This is a genomic window from Streptomyces sp. NPDC091272, from assembly GCF_044757485.1.
Classification (GTDB): Bacteria; Actinomycetota; Actinomycetes; order Streptomycetales; family Streptomycetaceae; genus Streptomyces.
In genome coordinates this window covers 20,387-32,679 of sequence record NZ_JBIVVC010000013.1, presented here as the reverse complement: position 1 = coordinate 32,679, position 12,293 = coordinate 20,387, and the positions used below count along the sequence as shown (strand labels likewise).

11 protein-coding genes are annotated in these 12,293 nt (G+C 70.0%); 3 read left to right on the top strand and 8 right to left on the bottom strand.

Going from position 1 to position 12,293, the window contains the following annotated elements; all coding sequences use genetic code 11:
• Positions 1-47: 47 nt before the first annotated feature.
• Positions 48-1,526 carry a sugar transferase gene (locus ACIQM4_RS29050; RefSeq protein ID WP_401597576.1) on the bottom strand — a complete coding sequence of 493 codons (1,479 nt, stop codon included), beginning with the start codon at positions 1,524-1,526 and terminating at the stop codon, positions 48-50.
• A gap of 509 nt (positions 1,527-2,035) precedes the next feature.
• Positions 2,036-2,761: a methyltransferase domain-containing protein gene (locus tag ACIQM4_RS29045; RefSeq protein WP_401597573.1), complete on the bottom strand. Its 726-nt coding sequence runs from the start codon at positions 2,759-2,761 to the stop codon at positions 2,036-2,038.
• A 314-nt stretch (positions 2,762-3,075) separates the two neighbouring features.
• On the opposite strand from ACIQM4_RS29045, the gene ACIQM4_RS29040 reads away from it, so the two are divergent.
• Together ACIQM4_RS29040 and ACIQM4_RS29035 are read left to right on the top strand one after the other, a co-directional pair.
• Positions 3,076-3,783 carry a helix-turn-helix transcriptional regulator gene (locus ACIQM4_RS29040; protein WP_401597570.1) on the top strand — a complete coding sequence of 236 codons (708 nt, stop codon included), beginning with the start codon at positions 3,076-3,078 and terminating at the stop codon, positions 3,781-3,783.
• An 89-nt stretch (positions 3,784-3,872) separates the two neighbouring features.
• The gene (locus tag ACIQM4_RS29035) at positions 3,873-4,301 is read left to right on the top strand and encodes a nuclear transport factor 2 family protein (protein WP_401597568.1); all 429 of its coding nucleotides are present in this window, start codon (positions 3,873-3,875) and stop codon (positions 4,299-4,301) included.
• A gap of 15 nt (positions 4,302-4,316) precedes the next feature.
• On the opposite strand, the gene ACIQM4_RS29030 is transcribed toward ACIQM4_RS29035, so the two are convergent.
• Together ACIQM4_RS29030 and ACIQM4_RS29025 are read right to left on the bottom strand one after the other, a co-directional pair.
• Positions 4,317-5,168, bottom strand: a complete 852-nt coding sequence (locus ACIQM4_RS29030) for a metallophosphoesterase family protein (RefSeq protein WP_401597565.1) — start codon at positions 5,166-5,168, stop codon at positions 4,317-4,319.
• Between the two features lie 140 nt (positions 5,169-5,308).
• Positions 5,309-8,461 (bottom strand): RHS repeat-associated core domain-containing protein, encoded by a 3,153-nt coding sequence (locus ACIQM4_RS29025; RefSeq protein WP_401597971.1) that lies wholly within the window; start codon positions 8,459-8,461, stop codon positions 5,309-5,311.
• 584 nt (positions 8,462-9,045) lie between these two features.
• Here ACIQM4_RS29025 and ACIQM4_RS29020 point away from each other — a divergent pair.
• Positions 9,046-9,438 (top strand): peptidase inhibitor family I36 protein, encoded by a 393-nt coding sequence (locus ACIQM4_RS29020; protein ID WP_401597562.1) that lies wholly within the window; start codon positions 9,046-9,048, stop codon positions 9,436-9,438.
• 76 nt (positions 9,439-9,514) lie between these two features.
• Here the strand turns inward: ACIQM4_RS29020 and ACIQM4_RS29015 are convergent, their stop codons facing one another.
• The 4 genes from ACIQM4_RS29015 to ACIQM4_RS29000 all read right to left on the bottom strand — a co-directional run bounded on the left by ACIQM4_RS29015 (position 9,515) and on the right by ACIQM4_RS29000 (position 12,293).
• Positions 9,515-9,646 (bottom strand): hypothetical protein, encoded by a 132-nt coding sequence (locus ACIQM4_RS29015; protein ID WP_401597560.1) that lies wholly within the window; start codon positions 9,644-9,646, stop codon positions 9,515-9,517.
• A 213-nt stretch (positions 9,647-9,859) separates the two neighbouring features.
• Positions 9,860-10,663, bottom strand: coding sequence for an SDR family NAD(P)-dependent oxidoreductase (locus ACIQM4_RS29010; RefSeq protein WP_401597558.1), 804 nt, complete (start codon positions 10,661-10,663; stop codon positions 9,860-9,862).
• Complete coding sequence (locus ACIQM4_RS29005) at positions 10,660-11,088, bottom strand: carboxymuconolactone decarboxylase family protein (RefSeq protein WP_401597556.1); 429 nt, start codon at positions 11,086-11,088, stop codon at positions 10,660-10,662. Before ACIQM4_RS29005 ends, ACIQM4_RS29010 begins: the two co-directional genes overlap by 4 nt.
• A complete protein-coding gene (locus ACIQM4_RS29000) occupies positions 11,085-12,293 on the bottom strand; it encodes a cytochrome P450 (RefSeq protein ID WP_401597553.1) in 1,209 nt (402 codons plus the stop codon). Before ACIQM4_RS29000 ends, ACIQM4_RS29005 begins: the two co-directional genes overlap by 4 nt.

The following is a 12,293-nucleotide window of genomic DNA, read 5'->3' as shown; positions in this document are numbered from 1 at the left end:
ACCCACCGGCGACCCCGGGGGAGCGGCCACGCGGCCGCCCCCGCGCATCAGTACGCCCCTTGCCCGTGCAGCACCGCACGCAGTGTCTTCCACAAGATCACCGCGTCCAGGGCGAGCGACCAGTCCTCCACGTACCGCAGGTCGAGCCGGACCGCCTCCTCCCAGGGCAGGTCGCTGCGTCCGCTGATCTGCCACAGCCCGGTGAGCCCGGGTTTGACCAGCAGCCGCCGACGGATGTCCGGGCCGTACGCCGCGGACTCCTCGGGCAACGGAGGCCGCGGCCCCACGAGCGACATCGATCCGGTGAGTACGTTGAACAGCTGCGGCAGCTCGTCGAGCGAGTACCGGCGCAGCACCGCACCCACCCGGGTCACCCGCGGATCACGCCGCAGTTTGAACAGCAGTCCCGCGCCCTCGTTCAGGCCGGCCAGTTCGGCCCGCGCGTCGTGCGCACCGGCGACCATGGTGCGGAACTTGAAGATGGTGAACTCGCAGCCGTCCTTGCCGACCCTGCGCTGTCGGTAGACCGCGCCGCCCCGGCTGTCCACGAGCACGAGCAGCCCGACGAGCAGCAGCAGGGGCGCCAGCAGCAGCAACAGGACCGCCGCTCCCGTCCGGTCGACGACCGTCTTCACCACCCGGTGGCCCCCGGTGAAGGCGGGCATGCTCACCCGCAACAGCGGTATGCCGAGCACCGCGTCCACGTGCAGCCGCGGGCCGGCCACCTCCATCAGTACGGGCGCCACGACCATCTCGGCGTCACTGCCTTCGAGGTTCCAGGCCAGCCGCTGCAACCGGTCGGGCGACCAGTGCGGGTCGGAGGTGAGGGCAACCACGCGGTAGCCGTCGCGGCGGACGTGACCCGCCACGTCCGTGAGCTGTCCGACGACCGGCACCCCGTCCAGCCGGTCGCCGTCGAGGCCGCGGCCGTCCGTCGTGCACACGGCGTCCACCCGCCAGCCGAGGTGCGGGAATCTTCGGGTCCTGGCGATCAGGTCGCGCACGGTCTCCAGACTCCCGGCGGCCAGCACCGGGCGCAGACACCGCCCTTCCTTGCGTTGCTTGTGCAGCCAGACGCGCAGCAGATACCGCGCGATCATGGTGAGCAGCGCGAGCGCGGGCATCGCGACGAAGATCCAGAGCTTGATGTTGCGCGAGGCGAGAGCGATGCCGCCGAGCGCCAGGACCACGGTCGCCATGAACAGCGAGCGCCCGAGCCGGCGGAACTCCTCGGCGCCCTGGCCGAGTACGGCGGGAGCCCAGGAGCGGCTCACCGCCAGCGCTCCCAGCACCAGCAGTTCGGTGCCGAAGGCGAGGATGATCCATTTCTCGTGCCAGTTGGCCGCGTCCCTGGCTCCGAAGACATTGCCGATGGTCGCCGCCACGACGGCGGTGGTCACGGTGTCGCTAATGATCACGGTACGGCGGTACCGCTGCTCCCAGTCACTCGCGGGCCGGCTGATCACCGCATTCGCCGAGCGCCCGCGCGCCGACGGAAACGGGCTGACTAAATCCCCTTGCTGCACGGAATCCCCCAGGTCGCCAGTGGTTCGACGCGCTCGCCTAACACCGCTTCCTCTCCCCCCGGGAGGCCCCCCGGCCCCCGCACTGGATCTTCCCCGCGTGAGGCCCCCGCCTCCGCGCCGCGCTGTTCCTGTGCCGGTTCCAGTTCGGTGCCACGCGGGACAACACACCTCGGCGGCACGGGAGCCCAACTTCCCTGCCGAACCTGCGTGGTGCGCGGACCCGTCGAACCTCAGACGCTTCCCCCGGGTCGACCAGACCTAATGATCATTAATGGCTTCTTCTTGATCATTAATGGTCTCTTCGTGCCCGAACGGCTGAAGCACGGTCAATCTAGACCATCGAGGCGAGGTTGCAGAGAGGATGTGTGAAATTCGTGACCAACCTTTGAGGATGGCGCCTTGGCGCGGCCACCGGCCGACGGCAGACGGCGGTCACGACACGCGGTGTGAGCTGCGGCTTCGTGGGCTGCGCCGACGGGTGCGGCGGGCCCGCCGAAGCCGCCCGGGGGTCAGGCCCTCTTGGTGAACACGAGCACTTCTGTGGAGGCGACCCCCAGGGGCGCCAGGAAACTTCCCGTCAGATCGCAGCCGAGCGTCGCGAAGAGGTCCACGCACGTCCGGCGGGGCAGGGCCGACGGAAAGGAGCCGTGGCCCGCGCCGCCCCGGGTCGCCCAGGTGCGTACCGCGGCCGGATCGAGACAGGTCTCCGTCATCACGTCGAAGACGATCCGGCCACCGGGCCGGGTGACGCGCGCCATCTCGAAGAAGTAGCGGGAGGCACAGAGGAAGGTCACCGTGTTGAAGACCTTGTGGGCCTGAACGAGGTCGACGCTCCCGTCGGCCGTAGGGGCGAGACTGCAACCCTCGGTCGGTCGCGCGACCACACCGGACGCGCCGAAGGTGTCCACCAGGTAGTCCGCCCAGGGCGCCGCCGTCTCGTAGATCTCGTAACGGGCCGGTGCGCACTCCTCCAGCGTCCTCTCCAGGTACCTGCCGGAGCCGGGGCCGATCTCCAGCACCGTGTCGAGCCCGCCGGCGAACACGCCGAGTGCGCGCAGCTGTTCGACGGTGGAGCGGGTGGCGCCCGGCGTCCCGTTCATCACCCCGTCGATGTGGTCCCCGACCGACAGGCCGGACGCCCGCGCCGCCCGCATCGTCGCCTCGAACGGAATGAAGTCGTCGACGCCCGCGAGGTTGTTGGTGCTGCGCACGATGTCGAAGCCCGCATGCCTCACGAGACGCCTCACCCCCGACTTCACCACTGACGTGCCCCTGCCCGCTGCCCTCATCAGAAATGACCCCCCCAGGTCGTGACCTGCTCGGTGTCAGCAGCATAGGAGCGCCCACCCGCACGCGCAGTGGGACGGCGAATTCGTGCCCGTACCGGCGCCCGGCACCGGGACCGAGGCCGGCACCCGGCGCCCCGGAATCGGCTCCGAGGCCGGCGCTCGACGGCGCGGCATCGGGTCCGAAGGCGGCACCCGGCGGCGCGGCATCGGGGTCCGAAAGGCGGCCCCCGGTGGCTCGGCATCGGCTACGGTCCTTGGCTGTGAACCGTACCGAGCGTCTGTACGCACTGGTGGAAGAGTTGCGCGCGGTCTCGCCGCGGCCCCGCAGCGCCCGGTGGCTCGCCGAACGATTCGGCGTCAGCACCCGCACCGTCGAGCGCGACCTCAACGCCCTGCAGCAGTCCGGGGTGCCGCTCTACGCCGAAACCGGCCGCAGCGGCGGATACGTGGTGGACAAGGACCACACGCTGCCGCCCCTGACCCTCACCCCCGCCGAGGCGGCTGCCCTGGCCGTCGCCGCGCACCGGCTGAGCGGGACGCCGTTCGCCGCGGACGCCCGCTCGGCGTTGCACAAGGTGTGCGCCGTCATGCCGCAGCGTGAACGGCAAACCGCGCGCGAGCTCGCCGCCCGGATCCGGCTCGACGCACGGCCCGCCCAGCCGTCCGCGCTCCCGCACACCCTGTGCGAGGCGCTCTCGGCCCGTCGGCTGCTGCTCCTGCGCCACGCCGACGCGCAGGGCGAGGTCGGCGAAGGCACCGTCGAGCCCCTGGGTTTCATGGAGGGCGACCCCTGGCACTTCGTCGGTTGGTGCCGGCACAACCGCGCCGTGCGGGCCTTCCGGCTCGACCGCATCCGCGAGGTGCGGGTACTCGAAGAGGTGGTGGAGCCCCGGGCGGTCGACCTCGCCGGACTGGACACCTCGGGCGGCGGTCGAGTCTCACTCGACGACCTCTACGGTTTCGCTTGAGCCACCGCCGGCCGGGCCAAACACCGACAGGGGGCTGTCGCCCCGGGCCCGGAGGCTGGGGGAGCACGTACCGACCACGGAAGGCACCCATGTCTGAGACGACGGCCCCCCTCACCGACCGCGCACCGCTGACCAGGGACGCCGGAAACCGACTGGTGGACAGCTGGGCGGCGCTCTGGAACGGCGATGTCGCCCTCGCCGAGAAGATCCTCGCCCCGGGCTTCCGGCTGTACTTCGCGGACGACTTCGACGGCACCGGCTCCGCCCACACCTTCGGTCAGGACGAACTGACCGCGTTCATCGCCGCCAACAGCCGGGCCTTCACCGGCCTGACCTTCGCCGCCGAGGCCGCACCGCTGGTCGACTCCGAGCGTGGCGAGATCGCCTGCCGGTGGAGCGAGAGCCACGCCGACGGCGAAACCGTCGTCGTCAAGAGCGGCATCGACATGTTCGCCGTCACGGACGGCCGGATCACCGCCGTGTGGTCACTCACCGGCAACCACCGGTTCGCCGCCTGACCCGAGTGCCGCCGCTCACCGCCCGCTCCCGTCGGCGGGCAGGATGCGGCGCAGCCGGCCGGGCGGTGCGGGGCGCGAGCGCCACTCGCGGGGATAGCCCACCGACACCTCCTCGAAGCGGACTCCCTCGTGCCAGGTGGTCCTGGGGATGTGGAGATGGCCGTACACCATGGCGGACACCCGGAACCTGCGGTGCCAGTCGGCGGTGAGCCGGGTGCCGCACCACATGGCGAACTCCGGATACCACAGGACGTCCATGGGATGACGGTCCAGCGGGTAGTGGTTGACGAGCACGGTCGGCAGGTCCTCGGGCAGCGCCGCCAGCCGGCGCTCGGTCTCCGCGACCCGGTCCCTGCACCAGGCCTCACGGCTCGGATAGGGGTCGGGGTGCAGCAGGTACTCGTCGTTGCAGACGACGCCCGTCCCGTGTGCGTGGGCGAGCCCCTCGTCCTTGGTGGTGCAGCCGGCCGGCAGGAAGCTGTAGTCGTACAGCAGGAACAGCGGGGCGACGGCGACCGGGCCGCCGGGACCCTCCCACACGGGGTAGGGGTCTTCCGGGGTGAGCACTCCCAACTCCCGGCACATCTCCACCAGATGCTGGTAGCGCTCAACGCCCCGCAGGGTGACGGTGTCCTTCGGGTGGGTCCACAGTTCGTGGTTGCCCGGGGCCCAGACGACCTTGCGGAAGCGGCCGGCCAGAGTTTCGAGGGCCCACCGGATGTCGGCCACCGTCTCGGCGACGTCACCGGCCACCAGCAGCCAGTCGTCCTCGGAGCCGGGCACCATCTCCTCCACCAGCGCCCGGTTCTCGGCGTAACCGATGTGCAGGTCGCTGATGGCCAGTAGCTGTCCGGATCCCGCAGCCATCGTGTCCCCCTCGTTCGCGCACGCACAGATGATCGCCCCTACGAGAACACACCTCGTCCTCCCGGGAAAGAGGTGTCCGCCCGCACACGCCGGGGAGCGGGCGGACGGACACCGTTCGACGGACCTCTGCAAACGGACCCCTAGAAGGTGTACTCCGCGGTGGCCGAGCACTTGCCGGTGCTGCCGCCCGTCTCGACCCCGACGTCCACGCCCTCCCCGTTCGTCGCGGCGGTGACACTGCCGGTGCCGAAGCCGCAGGAGGCCCCCACCTGGCCGCCGCTGTCCATGTCCCCGGTGTCGGCGCCGAGGCCCAGGCTCGCGCCGGGCGAGCCGAAGCCGAAGCTGAGGGTCGGTTTGATCTCGTTGCCGTCCGTCTTGCCGCCGATCCCGATGCAGATGCCGTAGCAGAGCTCACCCTTGAGGGAACTCGTCACCAGGCCGGACGGGTCGATCCGGTTCAACGGGTCGCCCTCGGCGTACAGATACGGGTTCTTCTCCTGGCCCGAGGGGTCGGGCTGGGTGAACCGGCCGAGCACCGGGTCGTAGTAGCGGGCGCCGTAGTGGTAGAGCCCGGTCGGATCCTGGTAACCGCCCGCGAACCGGTACGGCTGCGGCACGGTCTCGGTGGTGCCGGTCCTGGCGACACCGGTCGGCGTGTAGAGGTAGGTGTTGACCCGCTTGCCCGCCTCGTCCACCAGGCCGATGACGGAGCCCAGCGCGTCGGTCAGGTAGTAGTAGCTCCTGCCGCCCGTACGGGCCGAGTTGAGGGTGCCGCCCGGCTCGCGGATGAACTCGGTGTCCTTGGTGCCGACCGTCTGGCCGGAGAGCCCCAGCGGGCCGTTGTGGAAGACGGTGTCGCCGAACCTGGTGCGCTCACTGCTGTCGGTGCTCGCGTAGGCCCCCGTGTAGGTGGTGGCGCCCACCGTCACCGACCTCAGCTGGTGGAAGTCGGTGTACTTCTCCCCGCTGCGGGCGCTCTCGGCAGTGGGCGCGCCCGACGTCTCGTTGCCCGCCTTGTCGTACGACCAGCCCGTCGTGACGCCGTTCTTGGCGTTGAGCTGGGAGGCGTCGTTGTACGTGTACTGGGTGGCCGCCCGGCAGCCGGGCGCGTCGCCCTGCGAGGTGAGGTTGCCGGCCGGGTCGAAGCAGTACTGCCAGGACGTGCGGACGCCCGAGGACTTGGTCTCCGCGCCGAGGGAGACCCGGCCGGTGTCGTCGTAGGAGTACGCCGTGCGCGCCTTGGTGAGGTTGTCCGTGCGGGAGCGGACCTTGGTGCCGTCCAGCGACTCGCCGCCTGCGACGTACCCGTAGGTGTAGGAGAGGTCGCTCAGGACGACCCCGGAAGGGGCGATCGCCCGGATGTTCTCGGGGCGCCCCGAGTTGTCGAGCTTCTGGCTCTGCACCGTGCCGCCCGGGTAGGTGGTTTTGGTGCGCTCGTCGTTGTTGTTGTACTCGTAGGTCGTCTTCTTGTTCTGCGGGTCGACCAGCGAGGAGAGCCGCCCGGCCGCGTCCCACGCGTAGTCCGTGACGCCGCCGGGGTCGGTGTAGGTGTCGACGTCGCCGTCGGCGGTGTAGGCCAGCACCGTCTGCGAGCCGTCCTGGAGGGTACGGATGGTCTCGCGGCTCAGCGCGTCGAACTGGTAGCTCTGCTCACCGGTCGCGTCCGTGCGCGAGGACATGTTGCCGTCGCCGTCGTAGGTGTAGGTGACCGTGGCGTAGCCGGACGTGTCGACCTTGGTGACGCGGTCGCGCCTGTCGTACGTGTACAGCGTCTTGACCCCGCGGGGGTCGGTCGCCGTCGCGGTGCGTCCCAGCGCGTCGTAGGTGTAGCGGGTGACGCCGAGCGGGGCGGGCGGTGTGACGCTCTGCAGGTTGCCGCTCGTGTCGTAGCGGAACGAGGTCTTCTTGCCGTTGCCGTCGGTGGCAGTGCAGCGCTGGCCCTGGAAGCCGCCGCAGGTGGGGGCGGCCTCGTTGTAGGTGAAGGTGACGGTCGCGCCACCGCTTCCCAGGGTGGCCACCGAGGTGGTGTTGCCCGCCGCGTCGTACGCGTAGTCGCTCTTCTGCCCGTCCGCGCCGGTGCTGCTCTTCTGCCGCTCGGTGCCGGCGACGGTCTGCCAGCTCCCGGTGGCGGTCGCACCGGTGGGCAGCTTGGCCGACGTCGGGTTGTTGCGGGCGTCCCAGCCGTAGGTGGTGACGTTGCCGCCCATACCGCCGCTGCCGGTGCCCATGGCGTCGGTGGCGGTCTGCACCTGGTGGTTCTGGTACGTCGTGGAGCGCGTGTGGCCGAGGCCGTCGAGGACGTTGGTGACCTCGCCGTCGGCGTTGTGGTCGTAGGTGGTGGTGTGCCCGAGAGGGTCGGCGACCTTGGTCGTCCCCGCGTCGGTCGCCTGCGGCGCGCTGTAGGTGTACGTGTAGGTCGGTCCGCCGGTGCTGCCCTCCGCGTGACGCCGGATCGAGGTGACCCGGTCCTGCGCGTCGTAGGTGAAGGAGGTGGAGCGGTTCTCCGGCGTCGTCACCTTGACCAGGCGGCCGTCGGCGTCGTACCCGAAGCGGGTCGCCTTGCCCTCGCTGTCCGTGGTGCGCACGACGTTGCCGTGTGCGGCGTCGAGGTCGTAGCCGACGCTCCGGCCGGTGTGGTCGGTGGCCTGCCAGTGGACGGCGGTGGTGCGCACCAGGTCGACCCAGCGCCCGGAGCGGGTCTCGGTGACCTTGAACCCGGTGTCGGAGCCGTCGGCGGTGTGCGCGGCGACGGTGATCTCACCCTTGTTGCGGTCGGTGATCTTCGTGAGCCTGCCGTTGGCGTCGTACGTGTCTGCGGTGCCGGACTTGCGGTCGGTGAGGGTGTACGTGCCGTCGGCGTTCTTCACCAGGTCCTTCGAGTACCCGGCGGGGGTGGCCAGCGAGCCGTCCGCGTTGGCGGTGTACTCCACGGTCGCGCCGGACTCGTCGTAGAGCAGGACCATGCCGGTGAAGCTGAGATCCAGGCTCCGTTCGTACCCCAGCCACCACGGCGCGGACACCTGCCCGTCGGGCGCGTCGAAGGAGTTGTACGTACGGGTGAGGCGAAGGGACTGGCCGACGCCGCTCACGTCGAAGTCGGTGGCGGCGAGCATGAGGTTACCGGTGGAGTAACTGACCCTGCCGACAAGGGAGTCGGTGATACGGAAGTTGGATATCCGGTGCCAGGGCACGTCGCCCTGGTCGCGGGGGACGTACCGCGCGATGCCGCCCGGCTGGGGGTCGGACGGTATCGAGCGGGGCGGCACGGTGACACCGGCCCGTACGGGCGGCATCGCGGCCCGGCCGCGGTCGCCCCAGTGCGAGCCGCCGGGCGGCGGCGGGGGCGGCGCCGCGAACGCCGGACTCAGCACGGACGCGCCGAGCGCGAGGGTGAGGGTGGCGACGGCGAGCACACGGGCGCGGGCTCCGGCCGTCGAGGGTCTGCCGGATGAGCGGGATCTGCGCGAGGCGCGGGATGCACGGGAGGCACGTGAGGTAGGTGAGGTACGCGAGGTACGTGAGGCTGACACTTCGTCCCCAAGATGAAGGAAGTGTGACCCTTGTGGTCACCGATGTCCCTCAAAGTGACACCGACCCCTCGGTCAACTCGGCGCCGTTCCCCCGGAATCGCTTTCCATGTCGTCAGGAACACGCCAAACCCCAACAGGCCCTCAGTCTGCCCCACCCGAACACAACGCCCTGACCTGGTACGGAGCGAGAAGCCTGCGCCCCGGAGAAAGGCGGGATCGGCCCCCCGGAACGCATTCCTCCACCAGCATCGTGAAGGCGTTCACGTACTCGGCGCGGCCACCCCACCGCTCACAAGCGGAATCCATGCCCCCGCGCCACCGCAACCACCACCACACCAGGAGCCCGCATGTCCCCGCACCTCCGCGCCCTCGCCACGGTGCCCGTCGCCGTTTCCGCGCTCTTCGCCGCGTCGCTCGCCCTGGCCCCGGCGGCTGCGGCGGAGCCGAACCCGCCCAATTGCGAGAAGGAGTACTTCTGCATGTACGCGGGCGAGGGCCAGAGCGGACAGCTCCTGCTCAAGACCAAGGACAACTGGACCGGCAACGTCCCGGCGAGATCCGTCTTCAACAACGGCATCCCCTACCCCGAGGCCGACCACGTCCAGCTGACCTGGACCTACAACGGCGGCACCTACGAGGAGTGCCTGCACTACAACCCCGGCCCCGACCCGTACCCCTACAAGCTGAGCTTCGCGGAAGGCGTGGCAGTGACGAAGGTGGTCTGGCGCGGGGAGTGCTGACCCCCACCACCTGAGCAGCCGGGGCCGGCTCCGTCCGAGGGCCGGCCCCACCTGCTCGTCACGGATCGCCGACGTGTCACCGCTTCCCGCGCCGTATCAGCAGCGTCACCAGGATCACGGCGAAGACGACGAAGACGATGACGAACACGGTCGCTCCCGTGCCCGACGACCACATCTTGGCCAACTCGACGGACGACTGCTCTTGCACGCCGACTCCCCCTCTCCCCGGGCCGAACCCGGACCCACCGCGGCACACCCGCACCGCCGTGCAGTCCGCATGCCCCCTGTGCCCTGCCCCGAACCCTCCACGCGGTCAGACGCGGCCGGCGCTCTGGGGCTTTCGTGAAGTCGGACGACGCATGCGCAGCCGTGCCCGGTCTTCCGACCTCGCTGACCTTCGTTGGAGAAGCGAAGAGGGCCCCTAACTCATGCGCGAGGTCAGGGTGAACCCGCCGTCCACCGCGAGCACCGTGCCAGTGATGAAGGCGGCCTCCTGAGAGGCCAGGAACAGGGCAGCGTTGGCAACGTCCCAGCTCGTGCCCTGATGCCCCATCGGCACCAGTGCGGCCCGCTTGGCGGCCACGTCCTCGCGGGAGGCGCCTCCCGCTCTGGCCGGGGCGTCGACGCCCATGGGGGTGTCCATCATGCCGGGGGCGATGCAGTTGATCCGGATTCCGTGGGGTGCGTACTCCAGTGCCAGGCTGCGGGTCATTGCGTGTACCGCGGCCTTGGATGTGGAGTAGGCGATCGCCTCGCCGCCGGCGAGCAGGCCGGCCATGGAGGAGATGTTGACGACCGCGCCGCTCCTACGCTTGCGCATGTGGGGCAGGACCGCCTTGCAGGTCAACCACATGCCGGTGAGGTTGACTTCGAAGCCCTGACGCCATGTCTGGGCGTCGAGGTCCTCGGTGCGGCCGGCGGGGACGACTCCGACGTTGTTGTGCAGCACGTCGACGTGTCCCAGGGCCGCGAGAGCCGCGTCGAGAATGCCCGCACAGTCGTCCTCGACGGTGATGTCGGCCCGGTGAGCGGTCGCCGTGCCCCCTTCCTTGCGGATCAGTTCGGCGCTCTCCTCGGCCGAGTCCAGGTCCCGGTCGACGACCAGGACCTGCGCGCCCTCGCGGGCGAGGGTGAGGGCGACCGCGCGGCCGTTGCCGGTGGTGGCGCCAGGGGTCTGGCCACCGCCGACCACGATCGCGCGCCTGCCCTGAAGCCGTCCGCTCACAGGTCCTCCACTGGTGATGTTGTGCCGGTGACCTTGTCGACGGTCCATTCGAAGGAGGTGGCGACGGGCCAACCGGCGTAGTAGGCGATCTGCACGGCGATTTCCCGGAGTTCGGCCTCGGTCAGGTCACCACGGTCCAGGGCGGCCATGACGTGCGATTGTCCGTCGATCTGATGGGACTGGAGCGTGGCCAGGACCGTGAGCGTGATGATGCGCCGCTCGCGGACACTCAGTCCCGGTCTGTTCCAGAGGCCACCGAAGACGACCTTGGTCGCCAGGTCGCTGAGCGACCCAGGCTCGCTCCCGGTTGCCTCCTCCGGTACGCGCATGATTTCGGCCTGCGTGACGCGGCCGGCCGTGGCGAGAGGGGCGAAGTGGTCCGGACCCGGTGTGCGTGCCGGGCCCGGTGTGTAGTGGGTGTTCACCAGGTCACCGGCAGGGTTTCGACTCCGTAGGTGAGGGCGTCGTCGTGGAAGTGCAGTTCGCTCTGATCGACGGCGAGCCGCAGGCCCGGGATCCGCTCGAAGAGCTTCGGCCAGGCCACCTGCATCTCGACCCGGGAGAGGTTCTGGCCCAGGCACTGGTGCACGCCGTAGCCGAAGCCAATGTGTTTGCGCTCGCTGCGGGTGATGTCCAGGCGTTCGGGGTCGGCGAAGACCAGGGGGTCCCGATTGGCGGCGGGCAGGTTGCAGATGATGCCCTCGCCGGTCTTCAGGAGTACGCCGCCGACCTCGGTGTCCTCTGTCAGGACGCGGCGCGGTTCGGTCTGCACCATGCTCCAGTAGCGCATCATCTCCTCGACCGCGGTCTGGGCATACGCCGCCGGATCGGACAGCAGGATGTCGCGCTGTGCGGGTTCGCGCAGGAGGGCGAGGACGCCCAGGGAGATCATGTTGGCTGTGGTCTCGTGCCCGGCGCCGATCACGAGGACGCCGAGCCCCACGGCCTGTTCGAAGGTCAGATCGCCCTTCTCGTCGACATGGGTGTTCACCAGGCGGGACAGCAGTCCGTTGTCGGGCCGGGAGCGCTTGGCCTCCATGTGGCGTGCCAACAGCTCGTGCAGCGCGCGGTGCGCGGCCACTTTCTCGTCCTGCGCGATGGTGAGTTGCACCATCTTCTTCGAGGACTCGTGCACGGTGGGGCTCTCCTCGTAGGGGACGCCAAGGACTTCGCAGATCACGACGGTGGGCAGGGCCAGCGCGAAGTGCTCGACGAGGTCGACGGGTCCGCCCATGGCGAGCACGTCGTCGAGGAGCCGGTCGGTGAGTTCGGCGATGCGCGGGCGCAGCGCTTCGGAACGCTTGGCGGTGAAGTCCGCGTTGAGGATTCGGCGCACCTGAAGGTGCTCCGCACCGTCCTTGCGGAAGAAGATGTTGCCCTCGACCGCGGGTTGGGCGTCGCTGGTGTTGGGGAAGCCGGGGTCGGTGACGTCCGCACTGGTCGTGCCGACTGCCCCGAGGAGTTGCTGAATGTGGTCGTGCCGGGTGATCAGCCAGGGAGTACTGCCGTCCCAGATCTTCACCCGGTGCGGCCGGCCGCTCTCCCGGAAGGCCGTGGCGTCCTCGGGCGGGGAGAAGGGGCAGCCACGCTGCAGGGGGAAGGCGGGGGCGGGTTCGGAGGAGACAGTCAT